Source organism: Providencia sp. PROV156 (genome assembly GCF_028480905.1).
Lineage (GTDB): Bacteria > Pseudomonadota > Gammaproteobacteria > Enterobacterales > Enterobacteriaceae > Providencia > Providencia hangzhouensis.
On the sequence record NZ_JAMPPE010000019.1, the window covers coordinates 68,756 to 91,050 of the forward strand.

Below are 22,295 nucleotides of genomic sequence, written 5' to 3' on the forward strand. Positions count from 1 at the left end.
CTACGAAAGGTTGGGAGTTACATCACGAAATGAGCCTTTTCAGGGTGTTAACAATTCTGTAAACTGCTCTCGGTGTGTACTTTTCCAGTGGAAGATCGTTTATTCAGCAGTACCGCTGGACAAAACAAAAAGAGGTCATGATGAGTACTGAAATTAAAGCCCAAGTCGTTGTGCTTGGTGCAGGCCCTGCAGGCTATTCTGCGGCTTTCCGTTGCGCTGACTTAGGTTTAGAAACTGTTTTAGTAGAACGTTATTCAACCCTTGGTGGTGTTTGTTTAAACGTTGGTTGTATTCCTTCTAAAGCTTTACTCCATGTTGCAAAAGTGATCGAAGAAGCAAAAGCTTTAGCAGAACACGGTATCGTTTTTGGTGAGCCAAAAACTGACATTTCCAAAGTTCGCTTATGGAAAGAAAAAGTGATTAATCAGCTGACGGGTGGTCTGGCTGGTATGGCTAAAGGCCGTAAAGTTAACGTAGTTAACGGCTTCGGTAAATTCACAGGTGCCAACACGCTGGTTGTTGAAGGTGAAAACGGTAGCACAACTATCAATTTCGATAACGCAATTATTGCTGCGGGTTCCCGTCCAATTCAATTACCATTCATTCCACATGAAGACCCACGTATTTGGGACTCAACCGATGCATTAGAACTGAAAGAAGTTCCTGAGCGTCTGCTGGTTATGGGTGGGGGTATCATCGGTTTAGAAATGGGAACTGTGTATCATGCACTGGGTTCCCAAATCGATGTGGTTGAAATGTTTGACCAAGTCATCCCAGCGGCTGACAAAGATGTGGTTAAAGTATTCACCAAACAAATCAGTAAAAAATTCAACCTACTATTAGAAACTAAAGTAACAGCCGTTGAAGCGAAAGAAGACGGTATCTACGTTTCTATGGAAGGCAAAAAAGCTTCCGCAGAGCCGCAACGTTACGATGCTGTATTAGTGGCAATCGGCCGTGTTCCTAATGGTAAAAACTTGGATGCAGGCAAAGCTGGCGTTGAAGTTGATGACCGTGGCTTTATCCATGTCGATAAGCAAATGCGCACTAACGTTCCTCATATCTTCGCTATCGGTGATATCGTTGGCCAGCCAATGTTGGCTCACAAAGGTGTTCACGAGGGGCACGTTGCCGCAGAAGTTATCTCTGGTCTGAAACATTACTTTGACCCGAAAGTGATCCCATCAATCGCTTATACTGAGCCAGAAGTTGCATGGGTTGGTTTAACTGAGAAAGAAGCGAAAGAACAAAATATCAGCTACGAAGTTGCGACTTTCCCATGGGCAGCATCAGGCCGTGCAATTGCATCTGATTGCGCCGAAGGTATGACTAAGCTGATTTTCGACAAACAATCTAACCGTGTTATCGGTGGGGCTGTTGTCGGTGTGAACGGTGGTGAATTACTGGGCGAAATCGGCCTAGCAATTGAAATGGGTTGTGATGCTGAAGATTTAGCATTAACTATCCATGCTCACCCAACACTGTATGAATCAATCGGTATGGCTGCTGAAATTTACGAAGGTAGCATTACTGATTTACCAAACGCAAAAGCGAAAAAGAAAAAATAATTTTCTTTAATCGCATAGATAAATAGTATCTCTAGTATGCTGTTTATCACTAAAGCGAATTGAAGCCAATGTGGAAACTCATTGGCTTTTTTTGTTTTTGTGAATATAAACAATTAGTCACATGTTTCTGTTCTATTATTGATTAAAATAGATATTAATCATTTTATAAGTAATACGTTTTTAATTTTAAATGGCCGAATCTTTATTAATGATAACGGTTAGTTGACTATAAAAATATTAAATTCTAATTTCTTTATTCTGTTTTTTATAACTAATAAGGAAGTTAGTTTATGGATGGTGTGACAGACCTAGGTACAATAACGGTATGGGGAAGTAACCCTAGACCGCATTTCAATGATTGTTTTAATAATTATGATAATGCTCATGAAGATATTGATTTAACTGGGAGGTATGAAAAATTAAAAAGTATTTTACATGAAAATCTTTATGATAATATAAAACTAGCTGATATCCATGATGATGTTAATAATCACAAAATCGATGCTTTTCAAGATTATTCTACTACAATTAAAAATGATTTAAAATCTAAACAAATATCAATTGAAAATAATTTAATTACCTTAAGAAAGGATATTGTGGAGATTGAAAAATCGCCTGGCTGGAAATTTATCATTGATCCACAAAAATATCCTTGTACATACAAATGGCATTTTCAATCTTCAGACTCCTCAAATTTAAAAATTTCAGCAATCTTTAAATTTCGCACAATTGAAGATAGGGACAGGCTCCTCGCAGAGGATTTTGACGATAATATACCCGGTATACCGAGATTTCCTTTTGATAATATAGATCTATATATAGATGCGGTTAATAAGCGAGCTGACCGTGATGCTAGAAATCAATTGCTCGAAATTAAGAGACAACATAAAAGTATCACGGATAAAATTCAGTTTAATTTAAATGAATTAAATAAGCTGAAAATAGCCCAAAGTAGTGTATTTGCCGTTCCCACACCGAATGTTCCTACATTATCTCATGGCGTTGGTTTAAATACGCAAGCTACACAAACGGCAAACAGCAACATAGTCAAAGGTGTCGAAAATACCTTAGGTAATATTCGCGATGGCCTAGCTGAAACGTTTGATTGCTCTTTTGGCATGAGTTGCTCAAATGATATAGATAAAGCAGCAAAAAATCCAAATATGGGAATGGAGTTATCTAATTCAGAAAAAGCAAAATTAGGTGGTAGTACTTCTGGTACACCGGATGGTTGGGAGCCAGAGGATGAGGAACATGCTCGCCATAAGGAACAGCAACAAAAGAATTTTGAAGAATTAGCGAGGGTTTATGATAAAGACTCGCCTTCTCAGACTATGACTATTGACGGTCAAACAATTAAACAAGGTGTAGGAGGAAATCGTTATTCAACGAGGATTTATGATAGTCAAAACTTAACAGGCCAACAGATATATAATTATGCTGAACAATTAGCTGCTCAACCCCTAACTAAGGTAAAAGATGGTATTTATACTGCCAAACTAACTGATGGTACAATGATAACCCTTAGGAGCGTATCTAGTTCGGCAGAACAAACAGGTGCTCGCTGGACAGTCCAAATAAGAAATAATCCAACTTTACGCCAAGTAGAGAACGGTCTTGGAAGAAACGCAGAGATCAAGTTTAGGTAATAAATAAGATGATATCAAATATTGAATATAAAACTATTGCTGAATACGCTGAAACCCAAGCCCTTGATGGGTTATGGGCGTATCTCACGCCAGATATGCTTCCTTCGCTCCATGCTATGTATGATAATTTTCCTTTTCAGGAAAGGAAAAAAATATTTTTTTGGTTCTTAGACAAGTTACTACGTGATGGAAAGTTAAAATTAGCTAAGTATGGTAAATTTTTAAGTGGTTCAATAGATGAACAATTACAGTGCTTCTATACTGCATTTCCAGAAACAGAAGAGCAATTAATTGATCAGTTTTGGTTTTTTGATGAAGAATGCCCTGGCGGAGCCGTTTGGATACTTAAAGATGGGACAGTAGAATGGACGTAGAACCATCAAGGGCAGATTCTATCTATGGAATGTTTAATTCCAGAACGGCTCCAAGCGAGCATTGATGAGTTAATACAGAAAAGCATCACCGTAATTTCACAAAGTGAAACCTTTGGGCGGCTGGTTGATAGAGAAATTAAAGTCGTGGAAGGCTAGTTTTGAGGCTGCAATTAACAGGTTATCCTCTAATATGGAAAAAGTTGTGCATTTTGATGAAATTATTAGTGATGCAAAAGGGCTATGGCTATCAGGGTTGTTTGGTTCAATCGTTGGTTGGAATCCAAACAAATCTTTCTATGAACATAGGATTATATTTTTCTCTATGATAAAAGCGTTATTAGATGAGCAAGTAATTAAATTTTGTTCTCCAGATGACCCTTTAGGTAGAGTTGTTCCGTATTGGAATGCTAATAGTCAAGAAATTGTTAATTATCTTGAACAGCACTGGCCTGAAAATGCTAAAGCAAAAGATGATGACGACTTGAACTTCTATTTTTATGAAATGCCAGCGATTTTATGGAAAGATGAATCTGGAAAATATATGGGATCCTAAATTTTCTATCTGAGCTGGTTTAAGTTCGTTCCTCTCATATACAAAGAATTGCTTAATTATCCAGATAATCAACTGCCTGTAAGGCATCTTTAATTTATTTAAACTGAATAGCCACCGACTTGATAGACACCTTTAAGTTAGACGATATAGCTCTTCTTTCAGAAAAACCACAGGTACCTAAACCGGGAATTAGTGGTAAAGAAGGAGCTAAAGATGTACCTAGTTGGGCTAAAGGAGAAAAACTATTAGTGGGTGAAAATGGCAATAAATTTGCCGAAAGGTTACTAGATGCTAAATACGGAAAAGGTAATTCATTGGAATTTATTCAAGTTTTGAACTTGCTCAAAAGGCTCAAGACAAGGTATCTAATCAACCTGGATTCATAGATTACCCTGATGGGTTTAGTATTAGTGAAGAAGTTCTAGATAGAGATGGTTGGGTTGATGGTTTTGTAGTTTAAAGTAATTAAAGAGAGAGTCCAGTTCTGTGCAGGGATCTCCTTAGCCGCTTTACTCCCCCTCAGCTAGCCGTATAATCAACAGTCTGGAGGGGGAGTGGCTACCTTAGGCAATATGTGATGGCCTAGCGGAAACGTTTGATTGCTCTTTTGGCATGAGTTGCTCAAATGATTTAGATAAAGCAGCAAAAAATCCAAATGTTGGAACGGAGTTATCAGATTCTGATAGAATAGCGCTAGGCGGGACTGGCTCAGGAAGCCCTGACGGATGGGAGCCTGATAATAACTTAAGTACATCAGATAGGCGTTCAATACAGTCTTTGAGGGGGCAAGTAAGGTTACATAAAGAGAAATTAGCCGCTTATCGACGTAATCCAGATGCTTTTGACAACCAAGGACACCTTAAGAATGCGCCCAATAATACGGTTAGGCAACGCATTATTGATGGGCGAATTAAGCATTTAGAAAAAGAAATTAAAACATTTGAAAAGAACATAAATGAAATTAAGAATGGTAAAGGTTAAAATATGAAAATAGAACTGAGTCTACTGGAAGAGGCTATAGTAGCCATTTTCAAAGAGATGAAAGTACAGGGAATGGATAATATAGACTTAGATGCAGATTTTTATTGGAATGTGCCTTCTGAATCTATTTATGATATTTACAATGAGCCTACTCAGTTAGATATTGGGCAGTTAGAAGCTGATTATGAGATGCTATGTAAAGCTAAAGAAAATGAATTACTTATAAAGTATAACTTAAAAAATATATCAGCCATTCTTCGTTATTTATCAGAAAAACACGCAATATGATCTGACTTGATGATACTAAAGGTGTAAGCAAACGCTGGTTTGGCTATTGCTTACACCTTATCTACATCTACTAACTTTCAATCATGCGTGTAAGCTAAAACAAAATAATAGATATCAATAAGAAATCGCTATGCAACTAAAACCCTCTGCAATTTTAATTCACGTACCTGATGTTCAAGCGGGTTTGACTTGGTACCAACAAGCTTTTCCACAAGCAAAGGCAGAATACTTGCCTGAATTTGATTTCACCTTACTGCATGTCGGAGACTTCACGATAGAAGTGGTGCAAGCGGATAAAAAAGTCAGTGAAGGTAAAAAAGGAACGGTATTGTATTGGCAAGTCGATAATTTTGATTTGGCTTTTGAGCATTTTACTCAACTAGGGGCAAAACTGTACCGCGGGCCAATGTTAATAGATAGTAACAATCGAATGTGCCAACTGGAAGATCCATTTGGTAATTTAATTGGCCTAAAAGGACAATAAAATCAATTAAAATATTTAAAAAAATTAAAACCAATCGCAATGATTTACCTTATCAATTAGTAATATAAATAAAATTGCGATAAAAAATATAATTTGTGATAGCTGATGAAAAAAGGCACTAATTAGGGTGCTTTAAATTTTAAAATGCATTATAAAAAGTATGGTTTTTTCGGCGTTTTACGATGATTAATAGTATCTTAAGCTGAAAAATAACCAGTAATGAAGTGTTAAGGCGTAAAGTTAGTAGTTAAATGTTGCTTTCTTGTGAATGAATTAACATTACGTTTAAATTCTGCTATGCTGATCGCCCGAAGCTGGGCATAATTTTACCGCCATTGAGATTATGCGAGCAAATTCCTCTGACCTGGCACCGGATGATAATTTTGTCAGTATGGTGCAGACAGCCGGGTATATAAATAACAAAGAAGCGAGGAGAACGTCGTGCTAGAAGAATACCGTAAGCACGTAGCCGAGCGTGCCGCTCAAGGGATTGTCCCTAAGCCATTAGATGCGTCACAAGTAGCTGCACTGGTAGAGTTACTCAAAAACCCACCCAAAGGTGAAGAAGATTTCCTGTTAGACCTGCTGACCAACCGCGTCCCCCCTGGTGTTGATGAAGCAGCGTACGTAAAAGCTGGATTTTTAGCCGCGATAGCTAAAGGCGAAACTTCCTCTTCTCTTATCTCCCCTGAAAAAGCCATTGAACTGTTAGGTACTATGCAGGGTGGATATAACATTCACGCACTAATTGAAGCGTTGGATGACGAAAAACTGGCGCCAATCGCCGCTAAAGCACTTTCCCACACCTTACTGATGTTTGATAACTTCTACGACGTAGAAGAAAAAGCGAAAGCGGGAAATGTTCACGCTAAACAAGTTATTGAATCATGGGCGGATGCCGAGTGGTTCAAAGAGCGTCCTGCGTTAGCTGAAAAAATGACCGTAACTGTGTTCAAAGTTACGGGTGAAACTAACACAGATGACTTATCGCCAGCGCCTGATGCATGGTCACGCCCTGATATCCCATTACACGCATTAGCAATGCTGAAAAACGCACGCGATGGTATTGAACCAGACGATGCGGGTAATGTTGGTCCAATCAAGCAAATTGATGCATTAAATAAAAAAGGCTTCCCATTAGCTTACGTGGGTGACGTCGTCGGTACCGGTTCTTCTCGTAAATCAGCCACTAACTCCGTGCTGTGGTTTATGGGTGACGATATCCCATTTGTGCCAAATAAACGTGGCGGTGGGGTGGTATTAGGCGGCAAAATTGCACCAATCTTCTTTAATACGATGGAAGATGCGGGCGCATTACCGATTGAAGTGGATGTTTCTAAACTGAATATGGGCGATGTGATTGATATCTATCCATTTAAAGGTGAAGTTCGTAACCACGAAACGGGCGAACTGCTAGAAACATTTGAATTAAAAACAGATGTGTTGATTGACGAAGTGCGTGCAGGTGGTCGTATTCCACTGATTATCGGCCGTGGCTTAACCAATAAAGCACGTGAATCACTGGGCTTAGAAGCGACAGATGTATTCCGTCACGCGAAATCCGTTGCACAAAGCAATCGTGGTTTCTCATTAGCACAAAAAATGGTTGGTCGTGCTTGCGGTCGCCCAGGTATTCGCCCTGGCGAATATTGTGAGCCAAAAATGACCTCTGTAGGTTCACAAGATACAACCGGGCCGATGACCCGTGATGAACTGAAAGACCTAGCTTGCCTTGGTTTCTCAGCAGATTTAGTCATGCAGTCATTCTGCCATACAGCAGCGTATCCAAAACCTGTTGATGTGACAACACACCATACCTTACCTGATTTTATCATGAACCGTGGCGGTGTTTCTCTTCGTCCGGGAGATGGTATTATCCACTCATGGTTAAACCGTATGTTACTGCCAGATACCGTTGGTACAGGTGGTGACTCACATACGCGTTTCCCAATTGGTATTTCATTCCCTGCGGGTTCAGGTTTAGTCGCATTTGCTGCGGCGACAGGTGTTATGCCACTGGATATGCCTGAGTCAGTATTGGTTCGCTTTAAAGGTGAAATGCAGCCGGGTATCACTTTACGTGACCTCGTTCATGCAATTCCACTATATGCAATCAAAGACGGCCTATTGACCGTAGAGAAAAAAGGTAAGAAAAACATTTTCTCTGGCCGTATCTTAGAAATTGAAGGCTTACCTGAGCTGAAAGTCGAACAAGCGTTTGAATTAGCGGATGCGTCAGCAGAGCGTTCAGCGGCGGGTTGTACTATCAAATTAGATAAAGCGCCAATTATCGAATACCTGCAATCGAATATCGTTCTATTAAAGTGGATGATAGCCGAAGGTTATGGTGATCGCCGTACTATTGAACGCCGTATCAAAGGAATGGAAAGCTGGTTAGCGGACCCACAACTGCTGGAAGGTGATGCAGATGCGGAATACGCGGCAGTGATTGAAATTGACCTCAATGATATCAAAGAGCCAATTCTGTGTGCACCAAATGACCCAGATGATGCACGTTTATTGTCTGATGTGCAAAACGAGAAAATTGATGAGGTCTTCATCGGTTCTTGTATGACAAACATTGGTCACTTCCGTGCAGCAGGTAAGTTATTGGATTCTCATAAAGGCCAATTACCAACACGTTTATGGGTTGCGCCGCCAACTAAGATGGACGCAGCGCAACTAACCGAAGAAGGTTACTACAGTGTGTTTGGTAAGAGTGGTGCGCGAATTGAAGTTCCAGGGTGTTCACTATGTATGGGTAACCAAGCACGTGTAGCTGATGGGGCGACAGTCGTTTCCACTTCAACGCGTAACTTCCCTAACCGTTTAGGAACAGGTGCGAATGTTTACCTCGCATCAGCAGAACTGGCAGCGGTAGCTTCTCTGTTAGGTCGTTTACCAACGCCAGCAGAATATCTGCAGTTTATGGATAAGGTCGATGAAACAGCGGCGGATACATACCGTTACCTGAACTTTGACCAGTTATCACAATATACCGAAAAAGCGGATGGCGTGATTTTCCAAACAGCGGTGTAATAAGGTAATATTAATAACGGAGGCTCCTAATGTTAGGGGCCTTTTTTAATTGGGTGTATTTGCTAAATATATTCAGAAATTTCGATTAAATTTAAATCGACATCACGTAAGTAAATAGATCTAATTGCTCCAGTTGCACCAGTCCGATTCACCGGCCCTTCAATAATTTTTACACCTTGTTGTTCAATATGCATTTGCACGTCACACAGCGGTATATCACTAATAAAACATAAATCGAGTGCACCCGGTACAGGCAAGTGGGCTTTGGGTTCAAATTCTTTTCCATATTGGTGAATATTGATTTTTTGCTTCCCAAAACATAACGCATAACGCTGTTCACCAAAGGTAATAACTTCCATTTTTAACACCCGTTGGTAAAAGTCAATGCAGGCATCAATGTTAGTTGTGGTTAGCACTATATGGTCTAAGCGATCGATCATTAGAGCTCCTATTGTTTTAATTATGACTATTTTAATTATTTTCTTATTTAATATTAAGTGAATTACGTGGCTTATGTGTTGAAATCGGTGCTTTACTCAATTTTATTTTTTCTGTTGGTAATACCTCTCAACAAAGCGGTTTGACTCGCGTTATACTAGGTTCAATAACGCAAGAGTAGAGGGACTGCATATGGACTACCAATTTTTCCAAGATATCACCGGAGCTATCTCCGCTAAATTCTCGATGGATCATGAGGCTATTGGATATTGGCTTAATGAAGAGGTTAAAAATAACCTTAGTCTGTTAGATGCTATTGAAGAAAACTATGAAAAAATCAAAGGAAGTGAAAAACAATGGGAGCTTATTGGCCACGAATATACATTGTTGCTTGATGATGAAGAAGTGATGATCCGCGCCAACCAATTATCATTTGAAACTGAAGGGTTGGAAGAAGGAATGAGTTATTATGATAATGAAAGTGTTGCATTTTGCGGCACTGATGACTTCTTATTAATGCTAAAAGATTATCGAATTTTTGTTATAGAAAATAGATAAAATAATTTTATTTAGTGATTTGTTTTGTGTTTTAATGAATCATCGCTATTATTTGCAATGTACGGCCAGCCATTAAACGTTTCGTTAAAGATTTATTGGTTGGGGTTAATATTGATAATTGGATCCTAAAGGGCATATATATATGAATACTGATGATGTTACAGGCGCGTTGAATGATGCAACGAATTGGTTTGTGGCGAACCAAGATCTGTTAGTTCAGTATGCTGTGAATATCGTGTCTGCTATCGTTATCTTGATTGTCGGGATGATGATTGCAAAATGGGTCGGGCGTGGTTTACATCGCGTGATGACCATGAAAGGCATTGATTCAACAGTGAGTGACTTTTTATCAGCGATAGCGCGCTATACCATTGTTGCATTCACCTTAATTGCTGTATTAGGGAAAGTTGGCGTACAAACAGCCTCTGTGATTGCGGTAATGGGGGCGGCCGGTTTAGCGGTTGGCTTAGCATTACAAAACTCGCTGGGTAACTTTGCCGCAGGTGTGTTGCTGGTGGTATTTAGGCCACTAAAAGCGGGGGAGTATGTCTCAATCGGTGCTGTTGAAGGTACAGTGCAAAATGTACAAATATTTTCAACTACGCTAAGAACCGCAGATGACCGTATTATTGTTATTCCTAATGGAAAGATCATTGCCGATAACATTATTAATACCAGTCGTGAGCCTAACCGTCGTCAAGATATTATTGTAGGTGTTGCTTACGATTCTGATATTGATGTGGTGAAAAAAGTATTAGGTGATATCGTCGCCGCAGATAGCCGTATTCAGCATGCTAAAGGCGTTACTATCCGTTTACATGATATGGCACCATCGTCATTAAATTATTTAGTGCGTTTTTGGACCACCAATGGTGATGCATGGCCTGTGTATTGGGACTTGCTAGAAGAGTTTAAGCGAGCATTGGATAAACATAATATTGGTATCCCATTCCCACAAATGGATGTTCATGTTCATAAACAAAATGCGCCTATCAAGCAAGATGCTGCAGAGTAATATTTAGAAAGTCATATTCAGCAGTTTCACTGAAAATAAGAGCCTGTCTTCGATGGGCTCTTATTCATTTCTCACTCCTATATTTTTCTTACCGAACCGTTTTTAGTTATAAGTCATACTTATGACCTATTAGACTTAATCATTTCCACTAATAATTTTTTCTCGTTAATATCCATGCATATTAATTGAATAAAAAGTTGGGATTAATGCATGTTTTCGATCTATTTACAGGGTGCACTGTTGGGTGCAGCAATGATATTACCTTTAGGGCCGCAGAATGCTTTTGTCTTACAACAAGGAAGCCGGAAGCAGTTTCATTTAATGAGTGCATTATTATGCGCTTTAAGTGATACCGTTTTAATTATCGCAGGTGTTTTTGGTGGGAGCGCTTTATTAAGCCAGTCTGAAATATTAATGCAATTGATTACATGGGCAGGCGTAGTATTTCTTCTATGGTATGGCTATGGTGCGTTTCGGACAGCACTCAGCCCTGATGAGGTCATACTTCAAACAGAAAGCCGTGCTATCACAAGATGGAAAGTGATTGTCACATTATTTGCCGTCACTTGGCTGAATCCTCATGTTTATTTAGACACTTTCGTTGTATTGGGTAGTGTGGGAGGCCAATTAGAAAGCCAGCTGAGACCTTGGTTTACGGCTGGAGCATTAACGGCTTCTTTTGTTTGGTTTTTTGCGTTAGCGATACTTGCTGCTTGGTTTTCACCTGTGTTAAATAAACCGCGTTCACAGCGCATTATTAACATTTTTGTGGGGAGTGTGATGTGGTTTATTGCATTTCAACTTGCAATACAAGGGCTTAAGGGACTCGGTTTGATTTCTCAATAACAATATATCTTCAACAGACAAGCAATAAAGTTCAATTTCTCATTATTCTGACTGTACTTTTTGTTTCATGTGTTACTGTTAAATTGAGCTCAGGGATAGTTTATTACCAATTATCCCTTTTTTAGCGATAAATAATTGCCTTGGGAGGTTCTGTGAAATTAAAATCTTTAGTTTTAGCTGCGATGGTAGCAGGTGCTGCGGTTCCTACCATGTCATTGGCTGACCCGTTACCTAATGGTCCACACATTACGACTTCGGGTAATGCAATAGTGAAAGCGACACCTGATATGGCGACGCTGAATATTCAGGTGGAAGTGACTGCTAAAGATGCGGCGGCTGCGAAAGCCGGGGTCGATAAGCGAGTTGCGGAGTATTTTGAGTTTCTTAAGAAAAACGGCATTGAAAAAGAAGATATTAATGCAGCAAATGTGCGAACTCAGCCTAAATATGATTACAGTAGTGTGAAGCAAAAATCAACCATCGAAGGCTACACGGCAACACGTTCTGTTGAAGTGAAAGTGAAGAAATTAGACCAACTTAATGTCTTGTTAGATGGTGCTTTAGCCGCAGGTCTCAATGAAATCAACTCAGTACAGTTTGGTGTGGCTAATCCGCAACAGTACCGTGATGAAGCACGGTCTCAAGCGATTAAAAATGCGACAGAACAAGCTAATCTCTTAGCGAAAGGCTTTAATGTTCAGTTAGGTCCCGTGTATAGCATTAACTATAATGCGCCAGCTGCGGTGCCATATCCAATGGCAACAAGAAATTATGGTGGGGCGATGAAAGCCTCTGTTGCTCAAGACCTCAAGATTGATGAGACTTATGAACAACAGAGTATTGATTTTAATGACCAAGTTGATGTGGTCTTTGAATTAAAACGCTAGTTTTTTGCGGGTTCATCTTCTTGTTTTAACATCTGGCGCCCAGTTTTTAATAGGGCGTCAGTCACTTTTTTCATCGTACGGCTTTCAGGTGCGAAGCGGTGCCAATAAAGCATGCGTCGCTGACATAGCCCTGGCGTTAAATCAACCAACTCACCATTCGCTAATTCACTTGCTATCTGCAAATGTGGGATCATACAGCAGGTAGAACCTTGTTTCGCTAACTGTACAAAGGCCTCTGAGGAGTTCACGATATGGCATGGAACACTGCCGGGCGACAACCCAAAGTTTTGTTGCACAAACGCTTGGTGCATATCGTCTAAATGGTCGAAAGCAACCGCAGGCGCTTTTAATAACGAAGAGCGAGTCACCCCATCGGGGAAATATTTCGCTGCAAAGCCAGGTGACGCGACAAAAATATAGTCTAGTGCGCCAAGTTTATCGACCAAGCAACCCGGTAATGCTTGGGGTTGAATACTGATAGCGCCTACCACTTCACCACGTCTTAAACGTTCTTGGGTTCGGGTTTCATCTTCTACCTGAATATTTAGCCGAATAGGGCTGTTGCCTAATACAGGGTTTAGGGCTGGAAGAAACCAAGTTGCCAAGCTGTCGGCGTTGACGGCAAGTGAGAGCAATAAAGGGGTGGAACCACTATTTTCATCACCTAACCATTGTTCTTCTAACAATTCGACTTGATGAAGCAATGCTAGCAGTTTTTGCCCTTGTTCAGTTGGGTGTGGCGGAACGGTACGCACAAGTAGTGGCTGCCCAAATAGGTTTTCTAACTGCTTTATACGTTGTGACACAGCAGATTGCGTGATGCAGAGCTTTTGAGCTGCGCGCTCAAAGCCGCGTTCACGGATAACGGCATCCAGTGCTTGTAATGCGCGATAGTCAGGGCGCTTCATCAAAAAGATCTCCTTGTTGTTATTCTACCAAGCACTATGCCATATTTTTACAAATAACACTTAAAAATATTATTGTTGTGGCCTAAATCCCAAGAAGCGTGACACAAATACAGCGAACAAAGCTGCAACTTATTGGGTGTCCGGTATATACTAGTTATTAATAACCTTAATCACGACTCAATTAAATCTTAAAAGGCATGAGCATGACTCAGGACGAATTAAAAAAAGCGGTAGGTTGGGCAGCACTTGATTACGTAAAACCGGGCACTATTGTTGGTGTTGGAACGGGCTCGACAGCTTCACACTTCATTGATGCATTAGCAACAATGAAAGGTCAAATAGAAGGTGCGGTATCAAGTTCAGAAGTATCAACTCAAAAATTAAAATCATTGGGTATTACGGTATTTGATTGCAATGAAGTGGATTCCTTAGATGTTTATGTTGATGGCGCTGATGAAGTTGACCACCACATGAATATGATCAAAGGCGGTGGTGCGGCTTTAACACGTGAAAAAATTGTTTCTGCAATTGCAAAAACCTTTGTTTGTATCGTTGACGAATCTAAGTTAGTTGATGTGTTAGGCAAATTCCCTCTGCCTGTTGAAGTGATCCCAATGGCGCGTAGCTATGTGGCACGTGAATTGGTTAAACTGGGTGGCACGCCAGAGTACCGTCAAAATGTGATTACAGATAACGGTAATGTGATTTTAGATGTCCATAATTTAAATATTATTGACCCAGTGGCATTAGAAAATACCATTAATGGGATTGCAGGTGTTGTGACCGTTGGGTTATTCGCGAATCGTGGTGCAGACGTCGTCTTGATGGGAACTGCAAACGAAGGCGTTAAAACCATCAAGTTATAATCTATATCGTATTCAATTTTTTAATAAGCCAGTGGAGTTATACCCACTGGTTTTTTTGTCTTACTGGTATTTTGTCATTAGTTTATGATTTGATAGAAGCTAAATTAATTAACCAGTTTTATTAATATCACCAATTTGAAATTTATTTTATTTTTTTTAATATCTAGCTATTTTGGTGATATATCTCACACAAATAGGCATTGTGCAGGAAAAATCCTTATTTTGTGTTATCACCCCTGATTTTCTACCATTTAACTTCTTTTTCTTCGCGCTTTTTAGCATCCATTAAGCAAACGGTTGTATTGCTACTGCGCTATTTTTTGCTATGTTGGTATACGCTTCATAGCTCAAGGTAGATGGATGTCATCTCTCTTGAGCTATGTTAGGCAAACACATATGTTCATCTGTTATAAATCTTAAGTACGTTCACGATAGGGTAGGGAAATGGTTAAGGTATCTTTGCAAAAAGACAAAATTAAATTTTTACTGCTAGAAGGTGTGCACCAAAGTGCGGTTGATAACTTAAAAGCTGCGGGCTACACCAATATTGAATATCACAAAAGTGCGTTATCCGACGAAGAATTAAAAGAAGCGATTAAAGATGCACGTTTTGTAGGTATCCGTTCCCGTACTCATCTTACTGAAGAAATTTTTGCAGCAGCAGAAAAACTTGTTGCAGTGGGTTGCTTTTGTATCGGCACCAACCAAGTTGATTTAGATGCTGCGGCAAAACGTGGTATCCCTGTATTTAACGCACCATTTTCGAATACACGTTCCGTTGCAGAAATGGTATTAGGCCAATTATTACTTTTACTGCGTCGTATTCCTGAAGCGAATATGCAAGCCCACCGTGGTATTTGGGAAAAACAAGCGAAAGGCTGTTTTGAAGCACGCGGTAAGCGTCTTGGTATTGTTGGATATGGCCACATTGGTACTCAGTTAGGGATCTTAGCTGAGGGTATCGGTATGAATGTTTTCTTCTATGATATTGAAAACAAACTACCATTAGGTAATGCAACTCAAGTTCGTTCTTTAACTGAACTTCTGAATATGAGCGATGTGGTTAGCTTACATGTCCCTGAGACCCCAAGTACGAAGAATATGTTTGCTAAAGAACAATTCGACCGTATGAAGCCTGGTTCTATTTTCATTAACGCATCACGTGGAACAGTTGTGGATATTCCTTCACTGGCAGCCGCGTTGGAAAGCAAGCATTTATCAGGTGCTGCGGTGGACGTATTCCCAAGTGAGCCAGCTGCAAATAATGACCCTAATGACCCATTTATCTCTGAATTAATTAAGTTCGATAATGTGATTTTAACGCCGCACATTGGGGGCTCTACAGAAGAAGCTCAAGAAAATATTGGGTTAGAAGTGGCTAGTAAGTTGGCGAAATACTCAGATAATGGTTCAACACTATCTGCGGTTAACTTCCCTGAAGTTTCCCTGCCTGTCCATACTGAAGATACCAACCGTTTCTTGCATATTCATGAAAACCGTCCAGGTATTTTGAACAGCATCAACCAAGTATTTACTGAAAATAACATTAACGTTGTTGGCCAGTATTTACGTACATCAGGCAACGTAGGTTATGTGGTTATTGATGTATTAATGCAAACGCCAAACCAAACAGATGAAGCACTCCAGAAATTAAAAGATTTGCCTGGAACCATTCGTGCGCGTTTACTGTTCTAAGTTACGCTAAAAATTGTGTGAAATGATGGCGCGGGTATTTATGACCAGCGCCATACTTTTTGCGGCGTAATAATTTCGGGTAAAGGAACATCCCAGTGTGCGATGGGGAGTTTTTCTACTTGCTGGCAATTATGGGCAAGGCCAATTGGATAAAAACCGGTTTTTTGCCAATTTGCTAGAGTCCTATCATAGAACCCACCTCCCATACCTAACCGTTGCCCTTGAGTATCAAATGCCACTAATGGGATAAGCATGATATCCAGTTTCTCAAGTGGTAGCACATCTCTAACATCAAGCGGTGGTTCATCAATATTAAATCGGTTTTTAACGAGTTGGCTATCGGGGCGATAGTGAAGAAATAATAAATGGTGACGACTAAAAGGATGTAAAACAGGGAGATAGACTTGTTTGCCTTCAGCCCAGAGCGCCTGAATAAGCGGTTTAGTATCAATTTCGCCATCAAAAGAAAGAAACAAAGCAATCGTGTTGGCTTGTGCTATTTTCGGGTGGTTTAATGCATTATGCATGAGTTGTTCCGCAGCGTCATATTGCTGCTGAGCGCTTAATTGACGACGTGCTTGGCGGATTGTTTGACGTACCTGCTGGCGTTGGGTCGAGAGGGAGTCTTGCATGTGATAACCTGTTATATATGCGATAAAAAACAGTTAACCAAGAAAGTAAATTACTTAAAGTATATCGCAAGATGAAAGGTTATGTAGAAAACAAATGAAAAATAAGCAGGAACTTAATTGGGGGTCTCCAAGATGCCGTTGTAGGCTGTAACCCTTGAACCCTTGGTTCAAGGTGAACGCAGTTTAGCAACCTTTAGGCTTCCTGAGCGAATCAGGCATGCTCACCAGCGCCATAACCACATTCTATTTAGTTGAAATATCGGCTCAGGGGACTCGCCCACTCACGCGCATCTCAGAGAAATTTGGTTTGAGAACTTATCGTTACTCAGTGATTTCATTGTACGAAACTAGATTTAAAATGCAACCTTAATTTTGTATATTTTTTTCTACTAGTGTCTGATTAATAAGCAGATTTACTCTAGGGGCAATACTTGCCTCTCAGTAATTTTCACCTGATCGTGCAACGCTTGTTCGATTGTGTGCTGCAACATTTTTATTTTCTCTTCCATATTATAAGCATAATCACGTGTTTTTGTCTTTTCTTGTGCTAATTCGTGACAGACGTTCAATGCTACGATAAAAATAAGTTGTTCCATATTGGTCACACCGCTTCTATCTTTCAGATTTTGCAAGCGTTGTTCTAATTCTTTAGCCGACTCAAGAAGGGCTTCTTTTTGTTCTGATGGGCAGTTAACTCGCATTGAACGCCCGAAAATCTGGATGTCGACAGGTTGTGCGGACATGATACCTCCATACTGAATAATACTCGCCATAAATACATCATATTTGGCGCAATTAATAGATAAGACAAAAGCATACTGGTCTAGCGGCTATCCTTGATGGTAGCATATCACGAATCATAAGCTAACATGACGAATTCAGATGTCTATACAAAAATCTTTACCAAACTATGAATCACTGGACAAACTACTGCAACAGCACTCAATCGCACTTACTGCCGCGGAGATCCATGGTCTAATAACTGGGTTGATCTGTGGTGGGGGACGTGACCAAAGCTGGCAAACGTTAGTCCATGACCTTGCTAACGATGGTTTAGCTTTTCCACAAACCGTTTCACAGCCACTGCGAGAACTTTTTGATACCACGTTTGAAGCACTTGATGATAGCGAGTTTGCATTTACTATGCTATTTCCTGACGAAGACGCTTCTGTTTTTGACCATGCTGATGCGCTAGCTGGCTGGGTAAATCACTTTTTATTAGGTGTTGGTGTTACACAACCGAAACTGGCTGATAAAAAAGAGATAAGCGAGGTTATCACAGATTTACGCAATATTGGTATGCTTGGTTATGATGAAGACGAAGACCAAGAAGAACTCGAGCAAGCGTTAGAAGAAGTAGTGGAGTATGTCAGGGTGGCGGTGCAATTATGTTACATTGCATTGATTGAGCCAACTAAAGGCCAAGGCCCAACCGCAGTGGAAAATGATAAGCCAGTTCTTCATTAGTTTCTTTTAACGTGTAACGTGAGTTTTCAAAGCCACTTAACTTTATCGGACGATATTATATTATTGATAAAATTAAGTGCTTGAAAACGGGGTGTATCCAGTTTTAAGTCATTTCGCCAGTGTATGTTGCTATGTGATTGGTTAAACACAAGCAATATATTCAGCAATCTAATTATTCTGATAATAAGGCAAAAACGGTATGAATAAACAGGAATTTATTTCTCGTCGCAATGCATTATTGGCTCAAATGCAACCAGGCAGTGCAGCAATTATTTTCTCAGCGCCTCCTGCGCGGCGTAATGCGGATTGCGAATACCCGTACCGTCAACACAGTGATTTCCTTTATTTGACGGGGTTTAGCGAACCTGAAGCCGTATTAGTGTTGATTAAGAGCGATGAAAAACATAGCCATTCTGTTCTTTTTAACCGTGTTCGTGATTTAACTGCTGAAATTTGGTTTGGTCGCCGCCTTGGCCAAGACGCCGCACCTGAAAAGTTAGGTATCGACAAAGCGTTACCTTTCAATGAAATAGAAGAACAACTTTATCAATTATTGAACGGCCTCGATGTGGTTTATCATGCACAGGGGGAGTTTGCCTATGCCGATAAATTGGTATTTGATGCCTTAGATATTTTACGTAAAGGCAGCCGTCGTCACTTACGAGCGCCACAAACATTGGTAGATTGGCGGCCGATTGTCCATGAAATGCGCTTATTTAAGTCAGAAGAAGAAATTAATACTCTGCGTATGGCTGGGCGAATTTCTGCTCTCGCACACGTTAGAGCCATGGAAACTTGCCGACCTAATATGTATGAATACCAACTTTGTGGTGAGTTAGAACATGAGTTTACTCGCCATGGTGCACGTTTCCCTTCGTACAATTCCATTGTGGGTAGTGGTGAAAATGCCTGTATTTTGCATTACACCGAAAATGAGAGCCTAATGAAGGATGGCGAATTAGTCTTGATTGATGCGGGGGCAGAATTTGAAGGCTATGCAGGGGATATCACTCGTACTTTCCCAGTAAATGGCAAATTTAGCCAAGCGCAACGTGAAATTTACGATATCGTCCTTAAAGCGTTAAATACCGCGTTAGAGCTATACCGCCCGGGAACCAGTATTCATGAGGTGACTCGTGAAATTGTTCGTATCAAAACAGAAGGTCTCGTCGCACTTGGAATTTTACAAGGCGATGTGGATCAATTGATCGAAAACAAAGCATATCAGCCATTCTTTATGCATGGTTTAAGTCATTGGTTAGGGTTAGATGTACATGATGTAGGTTTTTATGGCACAGACCGCGACCGTACACTTGAAGTGGGGATGGTATTAACTGTTGAGCCTGGTTTATATATTGCCCCAGATGCCGATGTGCCACCACAATATCGTGGAATTGGTGTACGTATCGAAGATGATATTGTTATCACCGAAAACGGAAATGAAAACTTAACAGATTTAGTCGTGAAAGACCCTGATGAAATTGAAGCCCTAATGGCGGCAGCAACGCACAATTTAGGGTAGCTGTCAGTCATCATAGAAAGGTAATAAACAACGCATGAATGTGATCATCGTGGGGGGCGGTATGGCGGGTGCAACATTAGCACTGGCGATATCATCCCTTAGCCAAGGAAAATTATCGGTTTCATTAATCGAGGCAGCTTTGCCTGATGGCAAACATCCGGGATTCGACGCACGTGCGATTGCGCTAGCCCACGGTACTTGCCAGTCGTTAGCAAAAATAGGCATTTGGCCTGCTTTAGCGGATTGTGTGACCCCCATTAATCATGTTCATGTGTCTGATAGAGGCCATGCTGGTTTTGTGAATATCGCAGCCGATGATTATCATATCGATGCTCTAGGCAATGTTATTGAACTGCACGAAGCTGGTGCCCGCCTATTTTCATTGTTACGTAAAGCCCCCGGTGTAACCCTTTATTGCCCTGCAAAAGTAGAAAATGTTTATCGTGAACAAGAGATTGTGACGGTCACCTTGGATAATGGAGATAAGGTGACAGGGGAATTACTGATTGCTGCGGATGGCAGCCATTCCGCGATTGGTAAAGCCTGCCATATGCAATGGCAACAGGACGATTATGGGCAAGTGGCTATTATCGCGAATGTGAAAACCGCCATAGACCCACAAGGCCAAGCCTTTGAACGCTTTACGGAATTTGGCCCATTAGCCTTGTTGCCAATGTCACAAGGCCGTAGTTCATTGGTTTGGTGTCATCAGCAAGAACAAGCTGACACAATCAGGTCTTGGGATGATGAGACATTCAAGGATAAATTACAGCAAGCATTCGGCTGGCGGCTAGGCGAAATCGTCATGGCCGGTAAGCGTCATTGTTATCCATTGGTATTACGTAAGGCGCTTAACCCTGTTAGTCATCGAGTCGTGTTAGTGGGGAACGCTGCTCAGACCCTGCATCCTATTGCGGGGCAAGGCTTTAATTTAGGTATCCGTGATGTGATGCAACTGGCTCACATTGTGGTAGATGCAAACGCGAAAGGGCAAGACATTGGCCGTTATTCATTACTCAGTCAATACCAGCAAGCCAGAGCGTTAGATAGAGACAAAACGGTTACGATAACCGACGGTTTGGTTCGTTTATTTGCGAATCGCTGTTTACCGCTTATTGTCGGGCGTAACTTAGGTTTAATGGCAATGGAAATGTTACCGCCAGCTCGTGATGTTTTGGCTCGCCAAACATTGGGTTGGGTTGCACACCAATAACCACGAAATAAAGAGGAATAAAAAATATGCAATCATTTGATGTGGTTATCGCCGGTGGTGGTATGGTTGGGTTAGCAGTCGCTTGTGGGCTTGAAGGGAGTGGGCTTCGTGTTGCGGTAATTGAGACTCATCCACCCAAGGTACCATTTAGTGTAGCAGAGCCGCATGCATTAAGGGTATCTGCTATTAATGCGGCAAGTGAAAAGTTACTGACCCACTTAGGTGTATGGTCAACTATTAAAGGAATGCGAGCTTCTGCATATAATGGCATGGAAGTTTGGGATAACGATAGCTTTGGGCGTATTACTTTTACCGCTCAAGAACGTAACCTGACGCATTTAGGGCATATTGTTGAGAATAATGTCGTACGTGATGCTCTATGGCAAAAGGCGTCTCAGCTTCGCGATGTGACATTATTAGCTCCCGCAACGATTAAAAAAGTGGTGTGGGGAGAAAATGATGTTTTCATTACGTTAGATGATGAAAACATGTTAACGGCACGGTTGATTGTGGGGGCTGATGGGGCAAACTCGTGGTTGCGTAGCCATGCTGATATCCCATTAACCTTTTGGGATTATGAACATACCGCATTAGTTGCTACCATCCGAACCGAAAAACCTCACGAAGGCGTTGCTCGACAAGCTTTTGATGGTGAAGGTATTTTAGCGTTTTTACCATTAAGTGACCCACATCTTTGTTCAATTGTGTGGTCTCAATCTGCCACTGAAGCAGTTAGGCGTCAATCTTTAGAACCTGCTGATTTTAATAAAGAACTGGCGGTTGCATTTGATGTTCGTCTGGGTCTTTGCCAAGTGGAAAGTGAGCGATTAACCATTCCTCTCACAGGTCGTTATGCAAGGCAATTTGCGGCGCAACGTTTAGCGTTGTTAGGGGATGCGGCTCATACCATCCATCCATTAGCGGGCCAAGGGGTTAACCTTGGTTTTATGGATGTCGCTATGCTGATTGGTGAAATTAAACGTTTGCACCGTGAAGGCAAAGACTTTGGTCAATATTTATACTTGCGTGACTATGAGCGTAGCCGTAAGCACAGTGCAGCGTTGATGTTAGCTGGTATGCAAGGCTTCCGTGAATTATTTGATGGCAATAACCCTGCGAAGAAATTACTTCGTGATATCGGGCTGGTTTTAGCGGACAGCTTACCGGGTGTTAAACCGCAATTATTGAACCATGCGATGGGGCTGTTTGATATGCCGAAGTGGCTGGAACAGTTACAAGTCGAAGACACTCTCTAAATCCCTTTCTGCGAGGGCACAATCTTATAAATTGTGCCTGAGGTTGTTGACAAAGT

24 protein-coding genes and 1 other RNA gene are annotated in these 22,295 nt (G+C 40.9%); 20 read left to right on the plus strand and 5 right to left on the minus strand.

Annotated features, from left to right (window positions below; translation table 11 throughout):
* Positions 1-140: 140 nt before the first annotated feature.
* The 10 genes from lpdA to acnB all read left to right on the plus strand — a co-directional run bounded on the left by lpdA (position 141) and on the right by acnB (position 8,936).
* Positions 141-1,568, plus strand: coding sequence for a dihydrolipoyl dehydrogenase (gene lpdA, locus PSF31_RS14525; protein WP_094961375.1), 1,428 nt, complete (start codon positions 141-143; stop codon positions 1,566-1,568).
* A 290-nt stretch (positions 1,569-1,858) separates the two neighbouring features.
* Positions 1,859-3,217 (plus strand): hypothetical protein, encoded by a 1,359-nt coding sequence (locus tag PSF31_RS14530; protein ID WP_272683203.1) that lies wholly within the window; start codon positions 1,859-1,861, stop codon positions 3,215-3,217.
* Positions 3,218-3,225: 8 nt separating this feature from the next.
* Complete coding sequence (locus tag PSF31_RS14535) at positions 3,226-3,591, plus strand: DUF596 domain-containing protein (RefSeq protein ID WP_094962980.1); 366 nt, start codon at positions 3,226-3,228, stop codon at positions 3,589-3,591.
* 24 nt (positions 3,592-3,615) lie between these two features.
* Positions 3,616-3,747 carry a hypothetical protein gene (locus tag PSF31_RS14540; RefSeq protein WP_255254425.1) on the plus strand — a complete coding sequence of 44 codons (132 nt, stop codon included), beginning with the start codon at positions 3,616-3,618 and terminating at the stop codon, positions 3,745-3,747.
* Positions 3,748-3,781: 34 nt separating this feature from the next.
* Positions 3,782-4,144 (plus strand): hypothetical protein, encoded by a 363-nt coding sequence (locus PSF31_RS14545; protein WP_094962981.1) that lies wholly within the window; start codon positions 3,782-3,784, stop codon positions 4,142-4,144.
* A gap of 119 nt (positions 4,145-4,263) precedes the next feature.
* Positions 4,264-4,530 (plus strand): hypothetical protein, encoded by a 267-nt coding sequence (locus PSF31_RS14550; protein ID WP_094962982.1) that lies wholly within the window; start codon positions 4,264-4,266, stop codon positions 4,528-4,530.
* Positions 4,531-4,756: 226 nt separating this feature from the next.
* Positions 4,757-5,125, plus strand: a complete 369-nt coding sequence (locus PSF31_RS14555; protein WP_096863180.1) for a hypothetical protein — start codon at positions 4,757-4,759, stop codon at positions 5,123-5,125.
* Positions 5,126-5,128: 3 nt separating this feature from the next.
* The gene (locus tag PSF31_RS14560) at positions 5,129-5,413 is read left to right on the plus strand and encodes a hypothetical protein (protein ID WP_094962985.1); all 285 of its coding nucleotides are present in this window, start codon (positions 5,129-5,131) and stop codon (positions 5,411-5,413) included.
* Positions 5,414-5,543: 130 nt separating this feature from the next.
* Positions 5,544-5,897: a VOC family protein gene (locus tag PSF31_RS14565; protein WP_096863179.1), complete on the plus strand. Its 354-nt coding sequence runs from the start codon at positions 5,544-5,546 to the stop codon at positions 5,895-5,897.
* Between the two features lie 441 nt (positions 5,898-6,338).
* On the plus strand, positions 6,339-8,936 hold the full coding sequence (acnB, locus tag PSF31_RS14570; protein ID WP_096863178.1) for a bifunctional aconitate hydratase 2/2-methylisocitrate dehydratase: 2,598 nt from the start codon (positions 6,339-6,341) through the stop codon (positions 8,934-8,936).
* A gap of 62 nt (positions 8,937-8,998) precedes the next feature.
* Here acnB and PSF31_RS14575 read toward each other — a convergent pair whose 3' ends face one another.
* Complete coding sequence (locus tag PSF31_RS14575) at positions 8,999-9,376, minus strand: VOC family protein (protein WP_004261953.1); 378 nt, start codon at positions 9,374-9,376, stop codon at positions 8,999-9,001.
* Positions 9,377-9,566: 190 nt separating this feature from the next.
* On the opposite strand from PSF31_RS14575, the gene PSF31_RS14580 reads away from it, so the two are divergent.
* The 4 genes from PSF31_RS14580 to PSF31_RS14595 all read left to right on the plus strand — a co-directional run bounded on the left by PSF31_RS14580 (position 9,567) and on the right by PSF31_RS14595 (position 12,680).
* Positions 9,567-9,932, plus strand: a complete 366-nt coding sequence (locus PSF31_RS14580; protein ID WP_004261949.1) for a YacL family protein — start codon at positions 9,567-9,569, stop codon at positions 9,930-9,932.
* Positions 9,933-10,074: 142 nt separating this feature from the next.
* The gene (gene mscS / locus PSF31_RS14585) at positions 10,075-10,947 is read left to right on the plus strand and encodes a small-conductance mechanosensitive channel MscS (RefSeq protein ID WP_094962989.1); all 873 of its coding nucleotides are present in this window, start codon (positions 10,075-10,077) and stop codon (positions 10,945-10,947) included.
* A 210-nt stretch (positions 10,948-11,157) separates the two neighbouring features.
* On the plus strand, positions 11,158-11,793 hold the full coding sequence (gene argO, locus PSF31_RS14590) for an arginine exporter ArgO (protein WP_096863177.1): 636 nt from the start codon (positions 11,158-11,160) through the stop codon (positions 11,791-11,793).
* Between the two features lie 152 nt (positions 11,794-11,945).
* On the plus strand, positions 11,946-12,680 hold the full coding sequence (locus PSF31_RS14595; RefSeq protein WP_004261938.1) for an oxidative stress defense protein: 735 nt from the start codon (positions 11,946-11,948) through the stop codon (positions 12,678-12,680).
* Here the strand turns inward: PSF31_RS14595 and PSF31_RS14600 are convergent.
* Complete coding sequence (locus PSF31_RS14600) at positions 12,677-13,588, minus strand: LysR family transcriptional regulator ArgP (protein WP_004261934.1); 912 nt, start codon at positions 13,586-13,588, stop codon at positions 12,677-12,679. The genes PSF31_RS14595 and PSF31_RS14600 overlap by 4 nt on opposite strands.
* Before the next feature lie 203 nt (positions 13,589-13,791).
* Here PSF31_RS14600 and rpiA point away from each other — a divergent pair, with 203 nt between their 5' ends.
* Together rpiA and serA are read left to right on the plus strand one after the other, a co-directional pair.
* On the plus strand, positions 13,792-14,454 hold the full coding sequence (rpiA, locus tag PSF31_RS14605; protein ID WP_096863176.1) for a ribose-5-phosphate isomerase RpiA: 663 nt from the start codon (positions 13,792-13,794) through the stop codon (positions 14,452-14,454).
* A 444-nt stretch (positions 14,455-14,898) separates the two neighbouring features.
* A complete protein-coding gene (gene serA, locus PSF31_RS14610; RefSeq protein ID WP_004261923.1) occupies positions 14,899-16,149 on the plus strand; it encodes a phosphoglycerate dehydrogenase in 1,251 nt (416 codons plus the stop codon).
* A 38-nt stretch (positions 16,150-16,187) separates the two neighbouring features.
* On the opposite strand, the gene PSF31_RS14615 is transcribed toward serA, so the two are convergent.
* The 3 genes from PSF31_RS14615 to zapA form a co-directional block, all read right to left on the minus strand.
* Complete coding sequence (locus tag PSF31_RS14615) at positions 16,188-16,781, minus strand: 5-formyltetrahydrofolate cyclo-ligase (RefSeq protein WP_004261918.1); 594 nt, start codon at positions 16,779-16,781, stop codon at positions 16,188-16,190.
* A 120-nt stretch (positions 16,782-16,901) separates the two neighbouring features.
* Positions 16,902-17,083, minus strand: a non-coding RNA gene (gene ssrS, locus PSF31_RS14620) — 6S RNA.
* 111 nt (positions 17,084-17,194) lie between these two features.
* Positions 17,195-17,524 (minus strand): cell division protein ZapA, encoded by a 330-nt coding sequence (gene zapA / locus PSF31_RS14625; protein WP_004913067.1) that lies wholly within the window; start codon positions 17,522-17,524, stop codon positions 17,195-17,197.
* A 139-nt stretch (positions 17,525-17,663) separates the two neighbouring features.
* Here zapA and PSF31_RS14630 point away from each other — a divergent pair, with 139 nt between their 5' ends.
* The 4 genes from PSF31_RS14630 to ubiI all read left to right on the plus strand — a co-directional run bounded on the left by PSF31_RS14630 (position 17,664) and on the right by ubiI (position 22,239).
* Entirely contained in the window at positions 17,664-18,248 is a 585-nt protein-coding gene (locus PSF31_RS14630; protein ID WP_094962992.1) for a YecA/YgfB family protein, read from the plus strand.
* Between the two features lie 199 nt (positions 18,249-18,447).
* Positions 18,448-19,770 (plus strand): Xaa-Pro aminopeptidase, encoded by a 1,323-nt coding sequence (pepP, locus tag PSF31_RS14635; protein ID WP_096863175.1) that lies wholly within the window; start codon positions 18,448-18,450, stop codon positions 19,768-19,770.
* Between the two features lie 34 nt (positions 19,771-19,804).
* Entirely contained in the window at positions 19,805-20,983 is a 1,179-nt protein-coding gene (gene ubiH, locus PSF31_RS14640; RefSeq protein ID WP_096863174.1) for a 2-octaprenyl-6-methoxyphenyl hydroxylase, read from the plus strand.
* Between the two features lie 26 nt (positions 20,984-21,009).
* Positions 21,010-22,239 carry an FAD-dependent 2-octaprenylphenol hydroxylase gene (gene ubiI / locus PSF31_RS14645; protein ID WP_096863173.1) on the plus strand — a complete coding sequence of 410 codons (1,230 nt, stop codon included), beginning with the start codon at positions 21,010-21,012 and terminating at the stop codon, positions 22,237-22,239.
* Positions 22,240-22,295 lie beyond the last annotated feature (56 nt).

Excerpts from the sequence above, each read along its gene's own strand:
- zapA (WP_004913067.1), bottom strand. The coding sequence starts at position 17,524 with ATGTCCGCACAACCTGTCGACATCCAGATTTTCGGGCGTTCAATGCGA.
- PSF31_RS14565 (WP_096863179.1), top strand. The coding sequence starts at position 5,544 with ATGCAACTAAAACCCTCTGCAATTTTAATTCACGTACCTGATGTTCAA.
- lpdA (WP_094961375.1), top strand. The coding sequence starts at position 141 with ATGAGTACTGAAATTAAAGCCCAAGTCGTTGTGCTTGGTGCAGGCCCT.
- PSF31_RS14615 (WP_004261918.1), bottom strand. The coding sequence starts at position 16,781 with ATGCAAGACTCCCTCTCGACCCAACGCCAGCAGGTACGTCAAACAATC.
- PSF31_RS14535 (WP_094962980.1), top strand. The coding sequence starts at position 3,226 with ATGATATCAAATATTGAATATAAAACTATTGCTGAATACGCTGAAACC.
- ubiH (WP_096863174.1), top strand. The coding sequence starts at position 19,805 with ATGAATGTGATCATCGTGGGGGGCGGTATGGCGGGTGCAACATTAGCA.
- PSF31_RS14600 (WP_004261934.1), bottom strand. The coding sequence starts at position 13,588 with ATGAAGCGCCCTGACTATCGCGCATTACAAGCACTGGATGCCGTTATC.
- PSF31_RS14630 (WP_094962992.1), top strand. The coding sequence starts at position 17,664 with ATGTCTATACAAAAATCTTTACCAAACTATGAATCACTGGACAAACTA.
- PSF31_RS14575 (WP_004261953.1), bottom strand. The coding sequence starts at position 9,376 with ATGATCGATCGCTTAGACCATATAGTGCTAACCACAACTAACATTGAT.
- PSF31_RS14560 (WP_094962985.1), top strand. The coding sequence starts at position 5,129 with ATGAAAATAGAACTGAGTCTACTGGAAGAGGCTATAGTAGCCATTTTC.
- argO (WP_096863177.1), top strand. The coding sequence starts at position 11,158 with ATGTTTTCGATCTATTTACAGGGTGCACTGTTGGGTGCAGCAATGATA.
- mscS (WP_094962989.1), top strand. The coding sequence starts at position 10,075 with ATGAATACTGATGATGTTACAGGCGCGTTGAATGATGCAACGAATTGG.
- rpiA (WP_096863176.1), top strand. The coding sequence starts at position 13,792 with ATGACTCAGGACGAATTAAAAAAAGCGGTAGGTTGGGCAGCACTTGAT.
- PSF31_RS14545 (WP_094962981.1), top strand. The coding sequence starts at position 3,782 with ATGGAAAAAGTTGTGCATTTTGATGAAATTATTAGTGATGCAAAAGGG.
- PSF31_RS14580 (WP_004261949.1), top strand. The coding sequence starts at position 9,567 with ATGGACTACCAATTTTTCCAAGATATCACCGGAGCTATCTCCGCTAAA.
- PSF31_RS14530 (WP_272683203.1), top strand. The coding sequence starts at position 1,859 with ATGGATGGTGTGACAGACCTAGGTACAATAACGGTATGGGGAAGTAAC.
- ubiI (WP_096863173.1), top strand. The coding sequence starts at position 21,010 with ATGCAATCATTTGATGTGGTTATCGCCGGTGGTGGTATGGTTGGGTTA.
- pepP (WP_096863175.1), top strand. The coding sequence starts at position 18,448 with ATGAATAAACAGGAATTTATTTCTCGTCGCAATGCATTATTGGCTCAA.
- PSF31_RS14540 (WP_255254425.1), top strand. The coding sequence starts at position 3,616 with ATGGAATGTTTAATTCCAGAACGGCTCCAAGCGAGCATTGATGAGTTA.
- PSF31_RS14555 (WP_096863180.1), top strand. The coding sequence starts at position 4,757 with ATGAGTTGCTCAAATGATTTAGATAAAGCAGCAAAAAATCCAAATGTT.
- serA (WP_004261923.1), top strand. The coding sequence starts at position 14,899 with ATGGTTAAGGTATCTTTGCAAAAAGACAAAATTAAATTTTTACTGCTA.